Source organism: Paraburkholderia phytofirmans PsJN (genome assembly GCF_000020125.1).
Lineage (GTDB): Bacteria > Pseudomonadota > Gammaproteobacteria > Burkholderiales > Burkholderiaceae > Paraburkholderia > Paraburkholderia phytofirmans.
Genome location: NC_010681.1, coordinates 3,074,410 through 3,095,354, shown reverse-complemented (window position 1 = coordinate 3,095,354; position 20,945 = coordinate 3,074,410). Strand labels below are relative to the sequence as shown.

At 62.8% G+C, this 20,945-nt stretch carries 21 protein-coding genes; 15 read left to right on the top strand and 6 right to left on the bottom strand.

The genetic code is table 11. The features are described from left to right. The first annotated feature begins 575 nt into the window (after positions 1–575). Positions 576–1,052 (top strand): bacterioferritin, encoded by a 477-nt coding sequence (gene bfr / locus BPHYT_RS13565; RefSeq protein ID WP_012433725.1) that lies wholly within the window; start codon positions 576–578, stop codon positions 1,050–1,052. Between the two features lie 123 nt (positions 1,053–1,175). On the opposite strand, the gene BPHYT_RS13560 is transcribed toward bfr, so the two are convergent. From BPHYT_RS13560 to BPHYT_RS13545, 4 genes are all read right to left on the bottom strand, one after another. Then, the gene (locus BPHYT_RS13560) at positions 1,176–1,526 is read right to left on the bottom strand and encodes a MarR family winged helix-turn-helix transcriptional regulator (RefSeq protein ID WP_202945173.1); all 351 of its coding nucleotides are present in this window, start codon (positions 1,524–1,526) and stop codon (positions 1,176–1,178) included. A 193-nt stretch (positions 1,527–1,719) separates the two neighbouring features. Further along, positions 1,720–2,847 (bottom strand): acyl-CoA dehydrogenase family protein, encoded by a 1,128-nt coding sequence (locus tag BPHYT_RS13555; protein ID WP_012433723.1) that lies wholly within the window; start codon positions 2,845–2,847, stop codon positions 1,720–1,722. A 13-nt stretch (positions 2,848–2,860) separates the two neighbouring features. After that, a complete protein-coding gene (locus BPHYT_RS13550; RefSeq protein ID WP_012433722.1) occupies positions 2,861–4,069 on the bottom strand; it encodes an acyl-CoA dehydrogenase family protein in 1,209 nt (402 codons plus the stop codon). A gap of 85 nt (positions 4,070–4,154) precedes the next feature. Beyond that, positions 4,155–6,275, bottom strand: coding sequence for a 3-hydroxyacyl-CoA dehydrogenase NAD-binding domain-containing protein (locus tag BPHYT_RS13545; RefSeq protein ID WP_012433721.1), 2,121 nt, complete (start codon positions 6,273–6,275; stop codon positions 4,155–4,157). A gap of 142 nt (positions 6,276–6,417) precedes the next feature. Between BPHYT_RS13545 and BPHYT_RS13540 the strand changes: the two genes are divergently transcribed. Together BPHYT_RS13540 and BPHYT_RS13535 are read left to right on the top strand one after the other, a co-directional pair. After that, positions 6,418–7,326, top strand: coding sequence for a LysR family transcriptional regulator (locus BPHYT_RS13540; RefSeq protein ID WP_012433720.1), 909 nt, complete (start codon positions 6,418–6,420; stop codon positions 7,324–7,326). 62 nt (positions 7,327–7,388) lie between these two features. Next, entirely contained in the window at positions 7,389–7,580 is a 192-nt protein-coding gene (locus BPHYT_RS13535) for a hypothetical protein (RefSeq protein WP_012433719.1), read from the top strand. A 12-nt stretch (positions 7,581–7,592) separates the two neighbouring features. Here the strand turns inward: BPHYT_RS13535 and BPHYT_RS13530 are convergent, their stop codons facing one another. Next, positions 7,593–8,495: a LysR family transcriptional regulator gene (locus BPHYT_RS13530; RefSeq protein ID WP_012433718.1), complete on the bottom strand. Its 903-nt coding sequence runs from the start codon at positions 8,493–8,495 to the stop codon at positions 7,593–7,595. 94 nt (positions 8,496–8,589) lie between these two features. Here BPHYT_RS13530 and BPHYT_RS13525 point away from each other — a divergent pair, with 94 nt between their 5' ends. From BPHYT_RS13525 to BPHYT_RS13495, 7 genes are all read left to right on the top strand, one after another. Further along, complete coding sequence (locus BPHYT_RS13525; protein ID WP_012433717.1) at positions 8,590–9,468, top strand: alpha/beta fold hydrolase; 879 nt, start codon at positions 8,590–8,592, stop codon at positions 9,466–9,468. A gap of 17 nt (positions 9,469–9,485) precedes the next feature. Continuing rightward, complete coding sequence (leuC, locus tag BPHYT_RS13520) at positions 9,486–10,901, top strand: 3-isopropylmalate dehydratase large subunit (protein ID WP_012433716.1); 1,416 nt, start codon at positions 9,486–9,488, stop codon at positions 10,899–10,901. Next, a complete protein-coding gene (leuD, locus tag BPHYT_RS13515; RefSeq protein ID WP_012433715.1) occupies positions 10,898–11,509 on the top strand; it encodes a 3-isopropylmalate dehydratase small subunit in 612 nt (203 codons plus the stop codon). Before leuC ends, leuD begins: the two co-directional genes overlap by 4 nt. 100 nt (positions 11,510–11,609) lie before the next feature. Next, a complete protein-coding gene (locus tag BPHYT_RS13510; RefSeq protein WP_012433714.1) occupies positions 11,610–12,995 on the top strand; it encodes a dicarboxylate/amino acid:cation symporter in 1,386 nt (461 codons plus the stop codon). Between the two features lie 94 nt (positions 12,996–13,089). Continuing rightward, positions 13,090–14,010 carry an SDR family oxidoreductase gene (locus tag BPHYT_RS13505; protein ID WP_012433713.1) on the top strand — a complete coding sequence of 307 codons (921 nt, stop codon included), beginning with the start codon at positions 13,090–13,092 and terminating at the stop codon, positions 14,008–14,010. Then, positions 14,007–15,668 (top strand): acyl-CoA synthetase, encoded by a 1,662-nt coding sequence (locus BPHYT_RS13500; protein ID WP_012433712.1) that lies wholly within the window; start codon positions 14,007–14,009, stop codon positions 15,666–15,668. Before BPHYT_RS13505 ends, BPHYT_RS13500 begins: the two co-directional genes overlap by 4 nt. After that, positions 15,665–16,189, top strand: coding sequence for an Lrp/AsnC family transcriptional regulator (locus tag BPHYT_RS13495; protein WP_012433711.1), 525 nt, complete (start codon positions 15,665–15,667; stop codon positions 16,187–16,189). The genes BPHYT_RS13500 and BPHYT_RS13495 overlap by 4 nt, the downstream gene beginning before the upstream one ends. 30 nt (positions 16,190–16,219) lie before the next feature. On the opposite strand, the gene BPHYT_RS13490 is transcribed toward BPHYT_RS13495, so the two are convergent. Continuing rightward, positions 16,220–16,630: a DUF2000 domain-containing protein gene (locus BPHYT_RS13490; protein ID WP_012433710.1), complete on the bottom strand. Its 411-nt coding sequence runs from the start codon at positions 16,628–16,630 to the stop codon at positions 16,220–16,222. 360 nt (positions 16,631–16,990) lie between these two features. Here BPHYT_RS13490 and BPHYT_RS13485 point away from each other — a divergent pair, with 360 nt between their 5' ends. From BPHYT_RS13485 to BPHYT_RS13465, 5 genes are all read left to right on the top strand, one after another. Beyond that, positions 16,991–17,389 (top strand): VOC family protein, encoded by a 399-nt coding sequence (locus tag BPHYT_RS13485; protein ID WP_012433709.1) that lies wholly within the window; start codon positions 16,991–16,993, stop codon positions 17,387–17,389. Positions 17,390–17,501: 112 nt separating this feature from the next. Next, a complete protein-coding gene (locus tag BPHYT_RS13480; RefSeq protein WP_012433708.1) occupies positions 17,502–18,173 on the top strand; it encodes a twin-arginine translocation signal domain-containing protein in 672 nt (223 codons plus the stop codon). A 170-nt stretch (positions 18,174–18,343) separates the two neighbouring features. Next, on the top strand, positions 18,344–19,930 hold the full coding sequence (locus tag BPHYT_RS13475) for a GMC family oxidoreductase (protein WP_012433707.1): 1,587 nt from the start codon (positions 18,344–18,346) through the stop codon (positions 19,928–19,930). A 155-nt stretch (positions 19,931–20,085) separates the two neighbouring features. Continuing rightward, entirely contained in the window at positions 20,086–20,436 is a 351-nt protein-coding gene (locus BPHYT_RS13470; RefSeq protein WP_012433706.1) for a ribbon-helix-helix domain-containing protein, read from the top strand. Positions 20,437–20,530: 94 nt separating this feature from the next. Continuing rightward, the gene (locus tag BPHYT_RS13465) at positions 20,531–20,911 is read left to right on the top strand and encodes a DUF5594 family protein (RefSeq protein ID WP_012433705.1); all 381 of its coding nucleotides are present in this window, start codon (positions 20,531–20,533) and stop codon (positions 20,909–20,911) included. Positions 20,912–20,945: the final 34 nt, after the last annotated feature.

The following is a 20,945-nucleotide window of genomic DNA, read 5'->3' as shown; positions in this document are numbered from 1 at the left end:
GCGGGCGCGTTCAAGTCATGACGCACCGCATTAACGTGCGTCGGGAGCGGGCATCAGGGCGCAATCCTGTGCCGGGTCTGTGCGACAGATGAGTCGCGAGCCATGCTGTATTCCCCGAGGTCCGAGGAGCGTGCTCACCAAACCATACTAGTCGTTTATCGAGGCGAGCCAAGCACTGTATCTAGTGTCGTGCCGCCTTTTCGGCGGCTCAGCGACCCCGCCGTCGATGGCCGGGTCGCGGGCGTTTGCCGAGGCCAGGAGTTTTGCGGCGCACTATCAAATCCCGAGCGCATTGCGCGAACCGCGTCGGCTGTCGTCGTTGTGGCGGAAAACCCGCGCGGCCTGTGGCATGGCGCTTGCAGCAAGTCGTCCCCGCCGACGTAAGCTCGTCGTCAGACATATGAGAACGATTATCATTTTTTGCCTTGCCGACTCGATGCGCTATGCTGGGATGACGGCTAAAAAATATAAACCGTGAGGCAGGTTCCGTGCTGGTGCAATGCCACCGAGGAGCCGGCCCGATCCATTATCTTTCGCCGGCGCCGGGGTCTTCGCACACGAAACAGGGAGGTAACATGCAAGGCGACCCAAAGGTCCTGGAATACCTGAACGCGCAACTGAAGAACGAACTCTCCGCGATCAACCAGTATTTCCTGCATGCCCGCATGTACAAGCACTGGGGGCTCGATAAGCTCGGCAAGCATGAGTATGACGAATCCATCGGCGAGATGAAGCATGCGGATCTGCTGATCGAGCGCATCTTCCTGCTGAACGGCCTGCCGAATCTGCAAGACCTCCATAAGCTGCTGATCGGCGAAGAAACCAAAGAGATCATGGAGTGCGATCTGAAGCTGGAGCAGATGTCGCAGGCCACCTGCAAGGAGGCCATCGTCTATTGCGAGTCGGTCCGCGACTTCATCTCGCGGGAGATTTTGACCCATATTCTCGACGACACCGAGGAACATATCGACTGGCTCGAGACGAATCTTGAGTTGATCGACAAGGTCGGCATCCAGAACTATCTGCAATCGGGGATGGATGCGCCGGAGTGAGTTCGCTTGAGCGAATGACTGACGGGACGGCGAACGGAATGCCGGCAGACCGCCTTAAGCGTGCAACGCCCCATCATTGAGCGCACGCTGGTTAGCAACAATCTCGCTGGAGCTTGCGAGTCCTCAATCCACCGGCACGTTGCTGATCCGGTGCAACTCCGCCAACTTGCGCAACAGGCTTCGAAGCGTGCTCTGCTCATCGGCATCCAGCGCGCTAAAGAAGTGGTCGTCATTTTCATCGGCAATCGACGCTAGATCCGGCAGCGCGCGTTTTCCCTGCGGAGTCAGCGAAAGGAACTGCACGCGGTTGTCCTCCGCGCTCGTCGCGCGCGAAATCCATTTCTTCTCTTGCAGCTTGTCCAGCACCTTCGAGATTGCGCCACGCGTCATGCCCATCGCGTCGGCGAGTTGCGCGGGCGTCATGTCCGTCCATCTTTGAATCTGATTGAGCGCGACCCATTCGGCCACGGACACGCTGCGTTCCTGCAAAGCACGAGCGAAGTTGCCTGAGACATGATTGGATACGAGTCTCAGCCAATAACCCAGATGCGTTTCGAGGGCAGGCGAGGACGGTACCCCTTTCTTCTGATTGCGCATGACCTTTACCTCGGCTAATGATTGGCTTCCATGGAAATCATTGTGGTTTCCATGGAAAGTCATGTCAAGGTCAACGGCCCAGCGCGACGAACCGTTCGAGATGATGGTCCTCGTCCCCGAGTTGATGATCGATCATCACGAGGCGCTTCGCGTAATGTGCGAGCGGCAGTTCCCACGTCATGCCGATGCCGCCATGCAGCTGAATGCATTCTTCCGCGACCAGCGCGCCGATTCGCCCGATGCTGTACTTGGCCGCCGACACCGCGCGCTCCCGCACCTTGCGCTCGGCACCGAGCGCCGCCGCTGCATTGATCACCGCCGAGCGGGCCTGCTCGATCTCCAGCAGCAGATCGGCCATGCGATGCTGCAACGCCTGGAAGCTGCCGATCGGCACGCCGAACTGTTTGCGCGTGCGCAGATACTCGAGGGTGTAGTCCTTGGCGACATCCATCGCGCCGACTGCTTCGGAACACAGCGCGAACACGCCGCAGCCAATCGCGTATTCGAGCGTCGCGAAGCCCGCGTCGGGCGTGCCGAGCAATGCGTCGTCGCTGAGCGTGACGTTGTCCAATGTCACTTCAGCAGCGCGGCCGCCGTCGATCTTGCGATAGCCGCGCACGCTGACGCCGGCTGCATCGCGTGGCACGAGAAAGAGCGTTATGCCGGCGTCGCTATCGTCGTCACCGCCGGTGCGCGCCGAAACCAGAAAAAGCGAAGCGTGCTCGCCGTGCTGAACCACGGCCTTGGCTCCGTTCAGTTGCCACGTCGAGCCGCTTCGCTCCGCACGCGCCGATACGCGGGACAGTTCATAGTGACTGTCCGGCTCGCCGTGCGCGAGCGCGACGATCCGCGAGCCGTCGATCAATTCGCCGAGCACGGCTTTTTGCGCTTCGTTGCCGCTGCGTGCAATGGCGCGGCCGACGATCAGCGTATCGAGAAACGGCTCGACCACGAGACCGCGCCCCAAGCTCTCGAATACAACCGCGATATCAAAACCGCCGCCGCCGAAACCGCCGTCCGCTTCATCGAACAGTGCACCGATAATGCCGAGTTCGGCAAAGCGGCTCCACAATTCGCCGCTATAGCCTTGGTCGGACTGAGCGATCCGGTCTCGCGTCGAGAATGCGTACTGCTCGCTGACAAAACGGTTCAGCGTATCCGCCAGCATGCGGCGGTCTTCGGTGTGCTGGAAATTCATGACGTGCGCCCCCTTACAGTCCCAGGATCATTTTGGAAATGATGTTCTTCTGGATTTCGTTCGAGCCGCCGAAGATCGACAGCTTGCGATTGTTGAAATACAGCGACGCGGCGCTCGCGGCTTCGTCGGGGCCGACCGGCGTGCCTTCGAAGCCGTCATGCAAGGCTTCCTCGATGAACGGCTGTGCGTACGCACCCATCGCGCGCCTTGTGAGCGACGAGATTTCCTGACGGATCTCTGTGCCGCGAATCTTCAGCATCGAACTTTCGGCGCCGGGCACGCCGCCGCCCGCCACTGCCGCGATTACGCGCAGGTTGGTGGTCTTCATGTTCTCCAGATCGATCTCGACGCGCGCCATGCGCGCCGCGAACGCCGGGTCTTCCGCGAGCGGCCGGCCATTGCGCCGCTGTTTCGCGGCGATCTTGCGCAGCCGATTGAACGCGGCCACCGAGAAGCCGACGCCCGCGATATTGGTGCGCTCATACGTGAGCAGATACTTGGCGCAGGTCCAGCCCTTGTTCTCTTCGCCGACCAGGTTCTCGACCGGCACGCGCACGTCGGTGAAAAACACTTCGTTGACTTCGTGCTCGCCGTCGAGCGTGATGATCGGGCGCACTTCGACGCCCGGCGTCTTCATGTCGATCAGCAGGAAGCTGATGCCTTCCTGTTTGCGCACGTCGGTCGCGCTGCGCACGAGGCAGAAGATCATGTTCGCGAAGTGGCCGAGCGTGGTCCACGTCTTCTGTCCATTGACGAGGTAGTGCTCGCCTTGCGCATCCACGCCGCGCACGGCGGTGGTTTTGACCGACGCGAGATCGGAGCCGGCGCCCGGTTCCGAATAGCCTTGGCACCACCAGTCCGAGCCGTCGAGAATACGCGGCAGCCAATGGCGCTTTTGCGCTTCGCTGCCGTATTTGATCAGCACCGGGCCGAGCATGTTGACGCCGAACGGCACCACGCGCGGCGCGCCGGCCAGCGCGCATTCGTTTTCGAAGATGAATTTCTGCACGGGGTTCCAGCCCGGGCCGCCGTACTCTTTCGGCCAGTGATTGGCGAGCCAGCCTTGCGCGTTGAGAATCGCGTGCCACTCGGCCATGTCGTCGCGCGTGAGACGGCGGCCGCCGTGCACCTTGTCGGCGAGACGCTGCGGGAGCTTGTCGCGCAGAAAGGCCTGCACGTCGGCGCGGAAGGCTTCTTCCTCGGGAGTGAAGTTCAGATCCATGGCGGGGTTCCGGATTGGGTTGAGCGAACGGCGCGCGCTGGGCGCGGCCGGTCATCATGATGGACGTCGACGATGATGCGCCGTTTCAGACGCTCTGGTTCAGGCTCGCGAAATCGGCGCCGCGTTCCACCAGTTCGATCAGCAGCGGCGAGGGTTTCCAGAAGAGCGGGTCTTCTTTGGCGAACTCGCGGATGTCGGCGAGGATTTTCGGCAAGCCGACCATGTCCGCATATTTCATTGGACCGCCGCGATAACGCGGAAAGCCATAGCCGTACAGGAACGTCACGTCGACGTCCAACGGCCGCAGCGCAATGCGTTCATGCACGACGTTGGCGCCTTCGTTGATCATCGCGGCCATGTAGCGGCGGATGATCTCTTCGTCGGTGAAGCTGCGCGGCGTGATGCCGGCGCGTGCGCGTTCGGCGTCGATGATCGCCTCGACTTCCGGATCGGGCGTGCCGCTGCGCGATCCTTCGGGGTACAGATAGAAGCCGCGTCCGCTCTTCTGGCCGAACCAGCCGCGCTCGCACAGGCGGTCGGCGATCTGCACATAGCGCGCGGCGGGATTGCGCGTCGCCGCTCGCCGCTTGCGTGCCGCCCAGCCGATGTCGCCGCCCGCCAGATCCACCACCTGGAACGGTCCCATCGGAAAGCCGAACGCGCGCACGGCCGCGTCGATCTGATAGGGCGAGGCGCCGTCTTCCATCATGGCGTCCGCGGCGCTGCGATACACGGCCAGCACGCGGTTGCCGATAAAGCCGTCGCACACGCCCGCGCGCACCGGCGTCTTGCGCAACTTTTTCGCCAGCTCGAACGCGGTGGCGACTACATCGGCGCTGACCTGCTTCGGCACCACCACTTCCAGCAGCTTCATGATGTTAGCGGGCGAGAAGAAGTGCAGGCCGATCACGTCGGCGGGACGCGAAACGCTCGACGCGAGCGCGTCGATGTCGAGATACGAGGTGTTGGTCGCAAGCACCGCGCCCGCTTTGCAGACGCGATCGAGTTCGGCGAATACGGCCTGTTTGACGGCGAGGTCTTCGAATACGGCTTCGATCACGAGGTCGGCGCCGGCGAGCGCATCGTATGACGTGCTGCCGCTCCAGCGCGACATGAGCGCCGCTTTTTTCTCCGCGCTCAGGCGGCCTTTGGCGATCAGGCCGTCGTAGACTTTTTCGATGTGCGCGCGGCCACGTGCGAGCGACGCGTCGTCGCGCTCGATCATCGTCACCGGCAGGCCGGCGTCGAGCACCGCGACGGCAATGCCCGCGCCCATCGTACCGCCGCCCACCACGCCGATCGTATTTAAGGTGCGTGGTTTGGCAGCGCGCGTTTCCGGCGCCTTGAGCACTTCGCGCTCGGCAAAGAACGCGTGAATCAAACCGGCGCGCTGCGGGCTGTCGATACATTCGAGGAACAGCTTACGTTCGACCCGCAGACCTTCGTCGAAAGGCTGTTCGATGGCGGCCTCGACGGCATCGACGATTTTCAGCGGCGAGAACAGGCCGCGCGATTTCTTCGCGGTTTCCGCACGTGCCGTGGCGACGGCCGCGAGACTCGCGGCGCGGTCGCTGAGTGCCGCGGCGTCGCGCGTGCGGCGCACCGGCGCGTGCGCGGCCAGCAACTCGTGCACGTAGGCAAGGCCTTCGGCGAGGATGTCGTCGCTGCTGCCTAGACGGTCGATCAGACCGAACGCCAGCGCTTCCTTCGCGCTGGCGTGACGGCCGCTCAGGATCAGATCGAGCGCGGCCTGCGCGCCGATCAAACGCGGCGTGCGCTGTGTGCCTCCCGCGCCCGGCAACAGGCCGAGTTGTACTTCAGGCAAGCCAAGCTTCGCGCCGTCGACGGCAATCCGGTAATGCGCCGCGAGCGCTACTTCCAGGCCGCCGCCGAGCGCCGCGCCATGAATTGCGGCGACCACCGGCTTCGTGCACGCCTCGATGCGGTTGCACACGTCCGGCAGCGACGGGGGCACCGGGGGCTTGCCGAACTCGCGAATGTCCGCGCCGGCGATGAAATTGCGTCCCGCGCCGACGATCAGCACCGCTTCCACGGCCTTGTCGGCATCCGCGGCTTCGATGGCGGCGAGCAGGCCGCGCCGCACGTCGGCAGACAGCGCGTTGACCGGCGCGTGGTCGATCGTCACGAGCAGCACCTTGCCGCGCAATTCGCGCGAGACAACGTCGGCCGAAGGATTGGGGGTCATGGCGTCTCCTGATTGTGATGGGTCGCATGGCAAAGCATGCCGGGGTCTGGCGAACTGTCCCGATTGTGAGTCGGTCAAGGTTTATTGACAATCACATGGGCGGTTGACAGACTGTCAAGGTTTCTTTGACAAAGGCGCTGCCATGGACGTCAACTCCTTGACCCTGCTGGTGGACATTCTGGACGCCGGCAATCTCAGCGAAGCCGCGCGTCGGCTGAAGATGAGCCGGGCGAACGTGAGCTACCACCTGAATCAGCTGGAGCGTTCCATCGGGCTGCAACTCGTGAGGCGCACGACGCGCCGCGTCGAGCCGACCGAGATCGGCCTGCAACTCTACGAACACGGCCGCACGATCCAGAACGCGCTGCTGGCCGCGCGCGAATCCGTCACCACGCTCGGGCAGAGCCTGCAAGGGCGCGTGCGGCTGAGCGTGCCGAGCGGTTACGGGCAACTCATCATGTCGGACTGGCTGATCGCGTTCAAGCGGCTTTATCCGGGCATCGTGCTGGATGTGATGTTCGAAAACCGTGTTGAAGACCTGATGCGCGATGAAGTCGATATCGCCGTGCGCGTGATGTCCGAGCCGCCGCAAAACCTCGTCGCGCGAGACATGGGGCCGGTGCGGTATGTGGCGTGCGCGTCGCCGGATTTTGCGGACAGGCACGGCATGCCGCGGCAACTCGACGACCTGCGCACGGCGCCGCTGATTACCGCGGCAGTGGTCGGCCGGCAATTGCGGGTGGCCGCTTATTTGCGCGACGAACGGCATGAAGTGCTGCTGGAGCCGAGCATCATCTCCGAGAACTTTCTGTTCTTGCGTCAGGCGGTGCTCGCCGGCCTTGGCGTGGGCCTTGTGCCCGACTATGTGGTGCAGGACGATCTGCGCCGCGGCGACGTGCTCACCACGCTCGACGAATGGCGCCTGAGCATCTTCGGCACGCACATGTACATGCTGTATATGCCGAACCGGCATCACACGCGCGCGGCGTCGACCTTCATCGATTTCATTTTGCAGCAGGCGCATGGCACGGGCCGAGGCGTGCCCGCGTAAACGACGAGGTTCATCTTGCATCTCGCGCGGGTATGCTACGCAGAAAAGAGCGGAGACAAGAGATGAAATGGATCATTGGACTTCTGGCCGTGCCGGCGCTCGCCGTAGTCGTTCTGTTGATCTCCCGCTTGCCGGGCGAAGACGCGATTCGTCTCGGCGGCTACATGGGGACTGCCGCTTTTGCCGCGCTTGTCGGGTTTCTGCTGCGCTGGCGCGCCAGCCGGACCCAACAGCGCAATAAGCGGGCAGGGTGAGCACATGTCTCGCTAGGTGGCCTGAACGCTCTCGCGCAACTCGTCGCCGAGAAACTCGATGAACGTCCTCAGCTTGGCCGACAAGCGGTGCCGCTCCAGATAGATGGCGTGAATGTCCGCGTTCGGCAGCGTCCAGTCGGCGAGAAGCGGCACCAGTTCGCCGCGCCGTAGATGGCCGGCGATTTCCCACGCCGAGCGTACGGCCACGCCGCGGCCGTCGAGCGCCCACTTCAGCACGGCGCTGCCGTCGTTGCTGCTTAGCGGACCGTCCACCTTCACCGTCTCCGATTTCTTGCCGCGCGAAAAATGCCACGTGCCGTACGCCGATTCGTTTTCGCGTAAGACGAGGCAGGCATGGCGCGTGAGATCGTGCGGCATTTGCGGTGCGCCGTGCCGCTTCACATAAGCCGGCGACGCGCACACGACGCGCTGGTTCTTCAGCAGCAAGCGCGCGTTGATGCGCGCATCCGGCACTTCGCCGAAACGGATCCCGAGATCGAAGCCTTCTTCCTGCAAGCTGACCGGCCGGTCCGTCAGATGCAGTTGAATCTTCATCGATGGGAACCGTTCGCTGAAACGCGAAATCGCCGGGGCAATGTGCGCGCGGCCGAAACCGAACGACGCATTCACGCGCAACAGGCCGGCCGGCTCGGCACGGCTCTGCGTGACCAATTGTTCGAGTTCGGCGAGGTCGTCGAGGATGCGCGAGCCATTCGCCAGATAAATCTCGCCCTCCGCCGTCAGGCTCACGCGCCGTGTGGTGCGGTTCACGAGGCGCACGCCGAGACGCTGTTCGAGTTGCGCAAGCCGCTTGCTGATGGACGGCGGCGTGACGCCGAGTTCGCGCGCGGCCGCGGCGAGATTGCGATGGCGCGCCACCAGCGCGAACAGATTCAGGTCGGAAAAGCCGTCCATCGATTCGTTCCTAAAAGTTAATTCCGGATTGCGCCAAGAGAAACCATATCGCTGCAGGCATCAATTAGACTTCATTCAAACATGGGAGGCAATGATGTTTGCAGGTTTCACAGACGCGTCGGCCGAGGTCGACGGCATCCGCATCAACGCGATACGCGGCGGCAACGGGCCGGCTTTGCTGCTGCTGCATGGGCATCCACAAACTCACGCCATCTGGCACAAGGTCGCACCGACGTTGGCGCAACACTTCACGCTGATCGCCGCGGATTTGCGGGGCTATGGCGACAGCGGCAAACCGCAGGGCACCCACGACCACGCGAACTATTCCAAGCGCCGCATGGCCGCCGATCAGCTCGCGCTGATGCATGCGCAAGGTTTCGACCGCTTCGCCGTGATCGGCCACGATCGCGGCGGACGCGTGGCCGCCCGCATGGCGCTCGATCATCCGCAAGCCGTGACGCGGCTCGTGACGCTCGACGTCGCGCCGACCCTCGCGATGTACGAACAGACCTCGTTCGATTTCGCGCGCGCTTACTGGCACTGGTTCTTTCTCGTGCGACCCGCGCCGTTTCCCGAGACGCTGATTCGCGCGGACCCCGACCTATATCTGAAGCAGACCATCGGCGCGCGCAGCGCAGGCCTCGCGCCATTCACCGACGCGGCCTATGCCGAATATCTGCGCTGCCTGAGCGACCCCGGCACCGCGCACGGCATCTGCGAGGACTACCGCGCGAGCATTACGATCGACCTCGAACACGACCGCGCGTCGCTCGCTGAGGGGCGGAAGATCGAATGCGATTTCCTCGCGCTGTGGGGCGCGCAAGGCGTGATCGAACAATGCTTCGAGCCGCTCGCCGAATGGCGGAAGTGGTCGGCCAGGGTGAGCGGCGAAGCGCTGCCGTGCGGTCACTACATTCCCGAGGAAGCGCCCGAGTTATTGCTCGAACGCGTCCTTCCGTTTCTGCAGTCCTAGTTGCTCGGGCCTTCATCATGTCAACACGAACCCTTTACCAGAAGCTGGTCGATTCGCATGTCGTGACGCGCGTCGATGAACAGAACGTGCTGCTGTACGTCGATCTGCATCTGATGAACGAATACACCAGCCCGCAAGCGTTCAGCGCGCTGGCCGCGAAAACGCGGCGCGTGCGCCGGCCGAAGCAGCAGCTCGCGGTGGTCAGTCACATCATTCCGACGCACGCGGAAGCGCCGCGTGTGATTCGCGATGCCGCGTCGTTGCTGCTCGCGAACAACCTGGCGCGCAATTGCGCCGAGGCCGGCATCGCGCTGCATGCGGCAAACGATCCGTTGCAAGGCATCGAACATATCGTCGCGCCCGAGCGTGGACTGGTTCGGCCGGGCATGGTCGTGTTGTGCGGCGATAGCCACACCACCACGTATGGTGCGCTCGGCGCGTTGGGTTTCGGCATCGGCACGTCCGAGGTCGAACATGTGCTCGCCACGCAGACGCTGGTGTATCGCGTCGCGCAGACCATGCGCATCACGATCGAGGGCCCCATGCCGTATGGCACATCGTCGAAGGATCTGATTCTGTGGATCATCAGCCGAATCGGCGCGCAGGGTGCGCGCGGCTATGCGGTGGAATTCGCTGGATCGACCATCGCGTCGCTGTCGGCGGAAGCACGCATGACCTTGTGCAACATGACCGTCGAAGCGGGCGCGCGTGCCGCGCTGATCGCACCCGATGCCACCACCTTCGACTACATCCGCGCACACGCAACGCAACTCGATGAGATCGCGTGGTACGCAGCGATGAGCGACTGGCGTGAACTGAAGTCGGACCCGGGCGCGCGCTTCGATAGCGAGTATCGTTTCGACGCATGCGATATTTCGCCGTTTGTCACGTGGGGCACGAGTCCCGATCAGGCCATCGCCGTCGACGAACGGATTCCCGCTGCGGCCGCGCAAAAGACACCGGAAGCCGCCGCCGCGTTACGCCGCGCGCTCGACTATATCGGCCTCGACGCAGATCAGCCGATTGCGGGCACGCCGATCGATCGCGTGTTCATCGGCTCCTGCACCAATGGACGCATTGAAGATCTGCGCATCGTCGCGTCGATCGTCGCGGGGCGCCACGTCGCGCAGGGCGTGCGCGCGATGGTCGTGCCCGGCTCGGGCAGCGTGCGCCGCCAGGCGGAAGCCGAAGGCGTCGCGGCGACATTGCGCGAGGCCGGTTTCGAATGGCGCGAGCCGGGCTGCTCGATGTGTCTGGCGATGAACGACGATTTTCTGACGCCCGGCGAACGGTGTGCCTCGACCACTAACCGCAACTTCGAAGGGCGCCAGGGCCGTGGCGGCCGTACTCACCTGATGAGCCCCGCGATGGCCGCGGCGGCCGCATTGACCGGACGCATCACCGACGTCCGCACGCTGGAGACGCAGTCATGAGACTTACCGAAATCCACGGCACCGCCGCGCCTTTGCCGATCGAAAACCTCGATACCGACCAGATCATGCCGAAGCAGTTTCTGCGCATTATCGGCAAGGCGGGGCTCAAGGATGGCTTGCTGTATGACTTGCGTTTCGATGCGCAAGGCGAGCCGCGTAGCGACTGCGTGCTGAATCAGCCTGAGTATCGTGACGCGCGCATTCTGATCGGCGGTTCGAACTTTGGCTGCGGTTCGAGCCGTGAGCACGCGGTGTGGGGACTTCAACAAGGCGGTTTCGAGGCGGTCATCGCGCCGAGCTTCGCGGAGATTTTCTATTCGAACGCGATGAATAACCGTCTGCTGCTCGTGCAGCTTGAACGCGACGAAATCGACGTCCTCTTGCATGACGCGGCAACGCAGCCCGCAGCGCCGCTGCATATCGACATCGAACGCCAAACGGTGACGTCCGCCACGGGACGCGTGTTTGCGTTTCCACTAGGCGCTCGTCATAAACAGATGGTGGTCGAAGGCATGGACACCATCGATCTGACGCTCGCTTCATTGCACGACATCGAAGCATTCGAGCGAGACCATTTCGCGCGGCATAGCTGGGCCGCCGTGTTGTAACACCCCGGCGACATCCACGTCGCCATCCAACCAAACAGCGCGTGACTCATTCCCCACCAGAAGGGAACGGACGCGCTTTGCCTGCAAAAACGGAGGAGACATGAAACGCAAACCGCTCTACAAGGTGCTGTATGTGCAGGTGATCGTGGCGATCATCATCGGCGTGGCGTTGGGGCATTTTCTGCCCGCGGACGCCGTGGCGATGAAACCGCTCGGGGATGCCTTCATCAAACTCGTGCGCATGATCATCAGCCCGGTGATTTTCTGCACGGTCGTGACCGGTATTGCGAGCATGCACGACATGCGCAAAGTTGGGCGCGTCGGCGGCAAGGCCTTGCTGTATTTCGAGGTGGTGTCGACGCTCGCACTGGCGATCGGTCTGCTCGCCGCGCATGTGCTGAAACCGGGCATCGGCTTCAACGTCGATCCATCCACGCTCGATGCCGGCGCGATCGCGAGTTATGCCGCGCAAGCCGCACACGGTGAAGGGCTCGCGGGCTTCTTCATGCACATCATTCCCGACACGTTCGCCGGCGCTTTCACGCAGGGCGATATTCTGCCGGTGCTGCTGATCGCGATGTTGTTCGGCACCGCGCTCGCGGTGCTGGGCGAACCCGCCAAACCGCTGATCGGCCTGATCGACCTGCTGTCTAAAACGTTCTTCCGTATCGTGCGGATGATCACCAGCCTCGCGCCGATCGGCGCGTTCGGCGCGATCGCATTCACGATCGGCAAATACGGCATCGTCTCCTTGCTGCCGATGATGAAACTGATCGGCACGTTCTATCTGACCGCGTTTCTGTTCGTCTCGTGCGGCCTCGGTCTGATTGCGCGGGCATGCGGATTCAGTTTGTGGCGCTTCGTCGTGTACATCAAGGATGAATTGCTGATCGTGCTCGGCACTTCCACGTCGGAAGCCGCGCTGCCGCAACTGATGGAGAAGCTGGAGCGGCTCGGCTGCTCGCGCGGCATTGTCGGTCTCGTAGTGCCGACCGGCTACTCGTTCAATCTCGACGGCACCAATATCTACATGACGCTCGCGGTGCTGTTTCTCGCGCAGGCCACCAACACGCATTTGACGATCGCTCAGGAAATCACGCTGCTGGCGGTGACGATGCTGACGTCCAAGGGTTCGACGGGCGTCACGGGGGCGGGGTTCATCACGCTGGCTGCGAGTCTTTCCGTGGTGCCGACCGTGCCGGTGACGGCGATGGTGCTGATTCTCGGCATCGACAGGTTCATGTCCGAATGCCGGGCGCTGACCAATACGATGGGCAACGGCGTGGCGTCGATTGTGATTGCGGCGTGGGAGAAAGAACTGGATCGGGGCAAGCTGAACGCGGCGCTGGCGCGGCCACGCTCGCGGCCGGTTGACGATCTGGCCGTCGGGCTCGATGAACGCACGACGGTGGGTGCCGCGCGGGCAGTCGAGTGGACCGGAGTTGAGCCTAGCTCAAAAATTAATGAAATATCAAGCACGAAATAACTGAAATGAAATTGACAGCGACAACAACGGGCAAACAAAACATGAGCTAAACTCAGAAAACATCGAAAACGCAGCACATGAAGGAGACACCCGAATGCCCGCAGCTTCGTCGAGTAGCTCGCCGCTCTCCAGCGGCTATCGTTCTGTTTTCCGCGCAGGCCTTTTCACCGGCAAGGTGGTCATCGTCACCGGCGCGGGCAGCGGGCTCGGCCGATGCACGGCTCACGAACTCGCATCCCTCGGAGCGACCCTGGCGCTGGTCGGCCGAAGCGAAGACAAGCTGAAAGCGGTGCAAGCCGAACTGGCGGCGGATCATCCGTCCTCCGCCATCGGCCACAAAATTTACTCTTGCGACATCCGCAACGAGCAGCAGGTGCGTGAAACGATCGCTTCGATCATCACGGATCTGGGTCACGTGGACGGCCTTTTCAACTGCGCGGGCGGCCAATTCCCCGCGAGGCTCGAAAACATCTCCCTGAACGGTTGGGACGCGGTCGTGCGCAACAATCTGCACGGCACGTTTCTGATGTCCCGCGAGTGCTATACCCAATGGATGCAGCATCACGGCGGCGCGATCGTGAACATGCTGGCGGACATCTGGGGCGGCATGCCCGGCATGGGGCACTCCGGCGCGGCGCGTGCGGGCGTATGGAACTTCACAGAAACGGCTGCTTGCGAATGGGGCCACGCAGGCGTCAGAGTCAACGCGGTCGCGCCCGGCTGGATTGCGTCAGCGGGCATGGACAGCTACAACGAAGAGTACCAGGCGCTACTGCGCACGCTGAAGCATAAGGTGCCGTTGCAGCGTTTCGGCACGGAATCGGAACTCGCCAGCGCGGCGGTGTTTCTGTTGTCGGAGGCGTCGGCGTTCATCAACGGTACGGTGATCCGTGTCGACGGCGGCGTGCCGAACGCGCGCCATTCATGGCCGCTCGCTGAAGCGCAGCGTACGATCGAATATAACGGCTTCCCGCGCTATCAACCGCCGACGGGCTTGCAGGAGCAGACACGATGAATCTCGACGGCCAGACCTATGAATCGCTGGCGGCAAACTTCGCCTGGGAGATCCCGGCGCGCTACAACATCGGCGTCGACGTCTGCGACAAATGGGCTGACGGTTCGGGCCGCCTTGCGCTGATCTACGAAGACGCCGAGGGCAACGCCACACGCTATACGTTCGACCAGTTGAAGACGCTGTCCGATCGTTTCGCCAATGTGCTGCTCGCAGCGGGCGCGCAACGTGGCGACCGCATCGGCATCTTCCTGTCGCAATCGATCGAAACGGCGGTCGCGCACCTTGCCGCTTATAAGGCCGGTATGGTGGCCGTGCCGCTCTTCGCGCTGTTCGGCGTCGACGCGATCGAACACCGGCTCGGCGACAGCGGCGCGGTGGCGTTGATCACCGATCACGCCGGCGTGCGGAAGGTCGACGAAATCCGCGCGGCGTTGCCTGCATTACGCACTGTCTTCAGCGTGGATATCGATCAGGACAACAGCGATCCGCAAGCGCCTGTGCGTTCATTCTGGCATGCGCTGAATGGCGCGGCCGCGAGCTTCACGCCCGCCGACACCGGCGCCGACGATCCCGCCGTCATCATCTATACCTCGGGCACGACCGGCAAGCCGAAGGGCGCGCTGCATGGGCATCGCGTGTTGCTGGGTCATCTGCCGGGCGTCGAGATGTCGCAACAGGGCTTTCCCGCGCACGCCACGCTGATGTGGACGCCCGCGGACTGGGCATGGATCGGCGGTCTGTTCGACGTGCTGCTGCCGTCGTGGCATCACGGCGTCGCGGTGTTGGCGCGCCGCTTTGCGAAATTCGACGGCGAGGCCGCGTTCGATCTGATGGCGCGCCACGCGGTCTCGCATACGTTTTTGCCGCCGACCGCGCTGAAGATGATGCGGGGCGTCGAGCATCCGGAACGTTGGAGCCTCGCGTTGCGCTCGGTGGCAAGCGGCGGCGAATCGCTCGGCGAGGAATTGATCGGCTGGGGCCGCAGGGCACTGGGCGTGACGATCAACGAGTTCTACGGGCAGACGGAGTGCAACGTGGTGGTGTCGTCGTGCGCGGCGCTGTTCGAGCCGTGCTTTGGCGCGATTGGCCGAGCGGTGCCGGGACACTATGTCGCGATCGTCGACACGGACGGCAACGAACTGCCGCAAGGCGCAATCGGCGATATCGCGGTGGCCGCGCCCGATCCGGTCATGTTCCTCGGGTACTGGGGCAACGAGGCGGCCACGCGCGACAAATTCCGCGGCAAGTTTCTGCTGACCGGCGACCTCGGCACCCGCGACGCGGACGGTTTTATCCGCTTCGTCGGCCGTGGCGACGACGTGATCACGAGCGCCGGTTATCGAATCGGACCGGCTTCGATTGAAGATTCATTGCTGCGCCATCCGGCTGTTTCGATGGCGGCCGTGATCGGCGCGCCGGATCCCGAGCGCACGGAGATCGTGATGGCGTTCGTGGTGCTCAAGGCCGGTTTTGTCGGCGACGAGGCGCTCGTGCGCGAGATCCAGCATCACGTCAAAACGCGTCTCGCCGCGCACGAATATCCGCGCGAGATCCGCTTTGTCGACAGCCTGCCGTTGACGCCGACCGGCAAGGTGATCCGTAAAGCCTTGCGCGAGGGACTCGCACAAGACGGGGACAACGCCGCGGCAAGACCATGAGCACGCGTTCGCGCTCACCTTCCACCCGCAGCGGCAGAGCGCTCCGGACGCCGGGCACCCAACCGGGCCCGGCCTCGCTCGACGACACCGACCGCAAGCTGCTCGCGCTGCTCGCCGAAGACGCCACGCGCACTTATGCCGAGCTTGGCAAGCTACTGTTCCTGTCGGCGCCCGCGGTCCACGAACGCACCCGGCGTTTGAAGAAGGAAGGCGTGATCAAGGGCACTGTCGCCGCGCTCGACGGCGCGAGGCTGAACCGCCCGTTGCTTGCGTTCGTGCATGTCGATACGACGAGTTGGGCGGTGACTCGGCAACTGCTCGCGCTGCAGGAGCTACCTGATGTCGAGGAGATTCACACCGTGACGGGCGAGAGCGCGATGTTGCTCAAGGTCCGCACGCGCGACACGCAATCACTCGAACAACTGCTCGCGCGTATTCACGCGATCGAAGGATTTACCGGCACGCGCAGCTATATCGCGCTGACTACCTATCTGGAGCGCGGCCCGAGTCCTGAACTCTGAACGCTGAGCGCGCGATTTCAGTAGGCCGTGTCACGCATGCAGTGAAAGACCCTTCACGGCTTTATCCACCGCCTTCTTCGGCCCGCGCACGGCAATACCGACGAGGTCGGGCGCATCGGCGGGTTCGGCGCGGAACACCTGGCGGTTGGCCTGATCGTGGCCGGTCGCGAACATCGCGCGCACATACACGGCGCGCGTCAATTCGCGTTCAATGCCCTGGCGAAACGCGCGCAGCAAACCCGCGTTGTCCGCCTGATACACCATCATCGGCTGGCCGAGCAGCGGCGCGTGCCGGCGGCCCGCCGCGTCCTCGTACGGCTCACCCATTGCCTCCGGTGCCGCGCCCGCGATCCCCGTCGCGAGAAACGCGGTCACATTGAGTTTTTGCCAGACAGCGAGATCGTCCAGCACGATGATCGCGACTTTCGTATCGAATTCCATCACGCACTACGCTCCACAGCATTTAGAAAGACAGTCAAGCCCGATGTTATGGAAACTCGGCGCGCGTGTGTAGGGTGGTCAGGCAAAAACGAATGGGCTTCGCCGGATACGCGTGGGCACTACGTCGAGGTCGGGTTTTGCCTAATGCCATTCGGCGCATGCGCGCTTGAACAAGCTGGCGTGTTGCAATGCAACCTGACGTGGCGCCACGTCCACCGCTGTTCGCGCCGCCGACGCGCGAGCGAAATCCCCGCAATCGACGCTTCTGCAACATAGGGCAAGTCCCTGGCGCGATTTAGCCGTGCATTACCACTCGTCTGTGCGACCTCCTAAACTTGATTCAACCAGGAGGGGACACAGATGGCCAAACTCATTCACACGATGATCCGTGTGCAGGATCTGCCGCGCTCGCTCGCGTTCTATCAAAAGGCTTTCAATTTCGACGTATCGCACCGGCTCGATTTTCCGGACTTCACGCTCGCCTATTTGCGCAACGCGGAGGCCGACACCGAGATAGAACTCACCTGGAACAAAGGCCGCGAGGAACCGTATTCGCACGGCGATGGATACGGTCACGTCGCTTTCGTGGTCGACGATGCGAAACACGAACGCCAGCGTCTGCTCGATCTCGGTATGACGCCCAACGATTTGCGCGAGTTTCACAACGATAACGGCGAGCTGCTGGCGCGTTATTTTTTCATTCAGGACCCTGACGGTTACAAGATTGAAGTGTTGGAACGCCACGGCCACTATCAATAGTAAAAGTCACCCGGCGGCCGCCGCGCGTAGTTGCAATACCCCACAAGCAACCATCTTGGATGGGACCGGAATAAGGCGTCAAAGCGCCAACTCCGGTCGACAGGAGACAACCATGAAGACAACGGTCATCCCGATCGTCGCGTCCGATCACGCACGTCATGAGCATCCTCATGAACACGATCATGAGCACGGCGGCGAACATCGCGCGACGAAAGCTGCCGCGGCCGCGTTGCGCATTCCGCTCACGCGCCGCGAGCTATTGAGAGGTACGGGTGTGCTGGTGGGCACGCTGGCGTTCTCGTCGGTACTGTCGACGCTGGCGCCGAGCCGCGCGTGGGCGCTCGAACTGCAAGGTCTCGACACGCACCAGGGCGAAGTGATTCTGGCCTTCACACGGCAGCTCTATCCGCACCCCACGCTCGACAACGCGGTCTACGCGCTGGTGGTCAAGGACCTCGACGCGAAAGCGAAAGCCGATCCGGCGGTACGCCAGCAACTTGCGGACGGGGTCAAACAACTCGACGCGCAGGCGGGTGCAGACTGGCTGAAACGCGCGCCTGCGGACCAGGCGAAAGACGTCGCCGCGCTCGCGGGCACGCCGTTCTTCAACACGATACGCAGCACAGCGGTGGTTTCGCTGTACGCCAACACCATGGCGTACGCGCACTTCGGCTACGGCGCTTCGGAAGGCGACGGCGGCTACCTGACCAAAGGGTTCAACAGCCTATCGTGGCTGCCCAATCCGCCGCCTGCTGCCAGTGGCCCGATTCCGACGGATAGCTAATCGCGACGAGAGCTTTGCATGGGGCAGGAGTAAGCGCTGGAGCGCTAACTCTTGGCGATAGCGGTGCATGGGACCAGAGTAAGCGCTAAAGGGCCAACTCTGGTCGACTGCGGTGCATGGGACAAGAGTAAGCGCTAAAGCGTTAACTCTTGTCGACAGCGGAGAAAGAAATGGATCAGGACAACAACAAGGTGCGTTTTTCGCACAACGACGACAGGGTCGTCGTGATCATCGGCTCCGGCGCGGGCGGCGGCACGCTCGCCAACGAGCTGGCGCAGAAGGGCATCAACGTCGTGGTGCTGGAAGCGGGCAAGCTGCATACGCAGGGCGATTTCACGACCGACGAATGGGGCGCGTTCCAGATGCTGTCATGGCTCGACAAACGCACCACGTCGGGCAGTTGGCGCATCGCCAAGGACTTCCCGAATCTGCCCGCGTGGATCTGCAAGACGGTGGGCGGCACGACCACGCACTGGGCCGGCGCGAGTCTGCGCATCCAGCCGTACGAGTTCAAGGCAAAGACGACCTACGGCGATATCAAGGACGCCAATCTGCTCGACTGGCCGGTTACGCGTGAAGAACTCGATCCATACTACGACCGCGCTTCGCAGAAAATGGGCGTGACGCGCACCAATGGTTTGCCGGGCCTGCCGGGCAACAACAACTTCAAGGTAATGTCGGCCGGCGCGATGAAAGTCGGCTACAAGGATTGCAATACCGGCCACATGGCGATCAATAGCGTGGTGCGCGACGACCGCGCGCATTGCTTCCAGCGCGGCTTCTGTTTTCAGGGCTGCCGTACGGGCGCGAAGTGGTCGACGCTCTACACCGAATTGCCGCGCGCTCAGGCAACCGGCCATATGGAGTTGCGCACACAGGCCCACGTGGTGCGTATCGAAACCGATGCGCGCGGCAAGGCGAAGGAGGTGCTCTATTACGACGGCAACGGCAAATTGCAGCGGCAGAAGGCACGCGTTGTCGCGGTGGCCGGCAACTCGATCGAGACGCCGCGGCTGTTGCTGAACTCGCATTCGAGCAAATTCCCGCAGGGGCTCGCGAACGGCTCGGGCCAGGTGGGCCGCAACTATATGCGTCACACCACGGGCTCGGTGTATGCGGTGTTCAACGACAAGGTGGAGATGTTCAAGGGCACCACGATGGCCGGCATCATCGAGGACGAAGCGGTGTTCAATCCGCAGCGCGGCTTCGCGGGCGGCTACCACATGGAGACCGTGTCGCTCGGCCTGCCGTTTTACGCGGCCTTTCTGAATCCGGGCGCATGGGGGCCGACCTTCAGCCAGGCGATGGATCAATACGCGTACACGGCGGGCATGTGGATCGTCGGTGAGGACATGCCGCGCGAGAGCAATCGCGTGACCTTGAACACGGACGTGAAGGATCAGTACGGCCAGCCGGTCGCCAACGTGCATTTCGACGATCACCCGAACGACGAAGCGATGCGCGACCACGCCTACAAGCAGGGCACGGCAGTGTATGAAGCGGCGGGCGCGAAGACGGTGTATCGCGTGCCGCCGTATCCGTCCACGCACAATCTCGGCACCGCCCGCATGAGCGCGCGCGCCGAAGACGGTGTGTGCAACCGCTTCGGCCAGACGCATGAAGTGTCGAACCTGTTCATTTCGGATGGCAGCCAGTTCACCACCGGCGCGGCGGAAAATCCGACCCTGACGATCGTCACACTGGCGATTCGTCAGGCGGATCACATCGCGGGGCAGATGAATAAACGCGCGGTGTAAATGTGTAAAGCGGTTCGACGGGGCCGGCGCGGTGTTCGGGTTCGATGCGATTGCCGGGCGCCGAATGCCGGCGTATGTTGACGAAGACGGGCGGCGTGCCGTGGCTGCATGCAAAGCGCCACGGCGCGTGTGCCTGTAATTAAGGAGCAAACGTTATGTGTGGGATATACATCAACGCCGATCCGATCCTGTACGAGTCGCGCACGCGCTCGTTGCGCATTCACGGCGTGATCACTACGGTGCGGCTGGAGAATCTGTTCTGGGACGTGCTGCACGAAATCGCCGCGCGCGAGAGCATGACGACCAGCCAGTTCGCCGTGAAGCTCTACGACGAACTGATCGCGTTGCGCGGCGAGATGCCGACCAATTTCGCATCGTTTTTGCGGGTGTGCTGCTTGCGCTATCTGTCGATGCGCACGGAGAAGGGCGCCGGCGCTCCCGATGCGGTGCCTGAACTCGCATTGGCGGTGAACGAAGCGAAGCCGCGGATTCTGAAGACGGTTTGAGGCGGATGGGCCGGCGCAAAGCCGCTGCTGCGGTTGGGCACGCCTACCCGCATGCTACGATATCCAGTTCATCACGCATAAGCTGGAGACCTGGATGCGTCCCGAGAGTGCCGCCCGTTTCGATGAAGAGTTCGCGCCTCGCATCGCCGAGGCTATTGCCGCCTGTTTCGCGACAACCGTGCAGACCAAAGTGCTGCCGTACGGTGGCCATGGGCATCCCACTCGCGTACGGATTCACGCAGCGCCCATCGAAGACATGGGGCAGTACCCGTATCCGCTGAATCTGTATCTGACCTGGGACAGCGACGAAATCGAGCGACTGATGGGCGCTGAAGGGCCGGTGCGTTTCGCCGGCTATCTGGCCGCATTGCCGCGCAAGCTCGCAGCCTGGAATCATGCGCGGGAACTGGATTTTCTCTCGCATACGCAGGCCGATCCTCTGGTGTTGATCGGCGGACTCGATTTCGAGTCGTAAGCGCCGCATCGCCCTCGTATAACAACCGGCGCCG

What these genes read in the sequence shown, in the direction of transcription:
- bfr (WP_012433725.1), top strand. Translation starts at nt 576, where the DNA reads ATGCAAGGCGACCCAAAGGTCCTGGAATACCTGAACGCGCAACTGAAG.
- BPHYT_RS13555 (WP_012433723.1), bottom strand. Translation starts at nt 2,847, where the DNA reads ATGAATTTCCAGCACACCGAAGACCGCCGCATGCTGGCGGATACGCTG.
- BPHYT_RS13550 (WP_012433722.1), bottom strand. Translation starts at nt 4,069, where the DNA reads ATGGATCTGAACTTCACTCCCGAGGAAGAAGCCTTCCGCGCCGACGTG.
- BPHYT_RS13545 (WP_012433721.1), bottom strand. Translation starts at nt 6,275, where the DNA reads ATGACCCCCAATCCTTCGGCCGACGTTGTCTCGCGCGAATTGCGCGGC.
- BPHYT_RS13540 (WP_012433720.1), top strand. Translation starts at nt 6,418, where the DNA reads ATGGACGTCAACTCCTTGACCCTGCTGGTGGACATTCTGGACGCCGGC.
- BPHYT_RS13535 (WP_012433719.1), top strand. Translation starts at nt 7,389, where the DNA reads ATGAAATGGATCATTGGACTTCTGGCCGTGCCGGCGCTCGCCGTAGTC.
- BPHYT_RS13530 (WP_012433718.1), bottom strand. Translation starts at nt 8,495, where the DNA reads ATGGACGGCTTTTCCGACCTGAATCTGTTCGCGCTGGTGGCGCGCCAT.
- BPHYT_RS13525 (WP_012433717.1), top strand. Translation starts at nt 8,590, where the DNA reads ATGTTTGCAGGTTTCACAGACGCGTCGGCCGAGGTCGACGGCATCCGC.
- leuC (WP_012433716.1), top strand. Translation starts at nt 9,486, where the DNA reads ATGTCAACACGAACCCTTTACCAGAAGCTGGTCGATTCGCATGTCGTG.
- leuD (WP_012433715.1), top strand. Translation starts at nt 10,898, where the DNA reads ATGAGACTTACCGAAATCCACGGCACCGCCGCGCCTTTGCCGATCGAA.
- BPHYT_RS13510 (WP_012433714.1), top strand. Translation starts at nt 11,610, where the DNA reads ATGAAACGCAAACCGCTCTACAAGGTGCTGTATGTGCAGGTGATCGTG.
- BPHYT_RS13505 (WP_012433713.1), top strand. Translation starts at nt 13,090, where the DNA reads ATGCCCGCAGCTTCGTCGAGTAGCTCGCCGCTCTCCAGCGGCTATCGT.
- BPHYT_RS13500 (WP_012433712.1), top strand. Translation starts at nt 14,007, where the DNA reads ATGAATCTCGACGGCCAGACCTATGAATCGCTGGCGGCAAACTTCGCC.
- BPHYT_RS13495 (WP_012433711.1), top strand. Translation starts at nt 15,665, where the DNA reads ATGAGCACGCGTTCGCGCTCACCTTCCACCCGCAGCGGCAGAGCGCTC.
- BPHYT_RS13490 (WP_012433710.1), bottom strand. Translation starts at nt 16,630, where the DNA reads ATGGAATTCGATACGAAAGTCGCGATCATCGTGCTGGACGATCTCGCT.
- BPHYT_RS13485 (WP_012433709.1), top strand. Translation starts at nt 16,991, where the DNA reads ATGGCCAAACTCATTCACACGATGATCCGTGTGCAGGATCTGCCGCGC.
- BPHYT_RS13480 (WP_012433708.1), top strand. Translation starts at nt 17,502, where the DNA reads ATGAAGACAACGGTCATCCCGATCGTCGCGTCCGATCACGCACGTCAT.
- BPHYT_RS13475 (WP_012433707.1), top strand. Translation starts at nt 18,344, where the DNA reads ATGGATCAGGACAACAACAAGGTGCGTTTTTCGCACAACGACGACAGG.
- BPHYT_RS13470 (WP_012433706.1), top strand. Translation starts at nt 20,086, where the DNA reads ATGTGTGGGATATACATCAACGCCGATCCGATCCTGTACGAGTCGCGC.
- BPHYT_RS13465 (WP_012433705.1), top strand. Translation starts at nt 20,531, where the DNA reads ATGCGTCCCGAGAGTGCCGCCCGTTTCGATGAAGAGTTCGCGCCTCGC.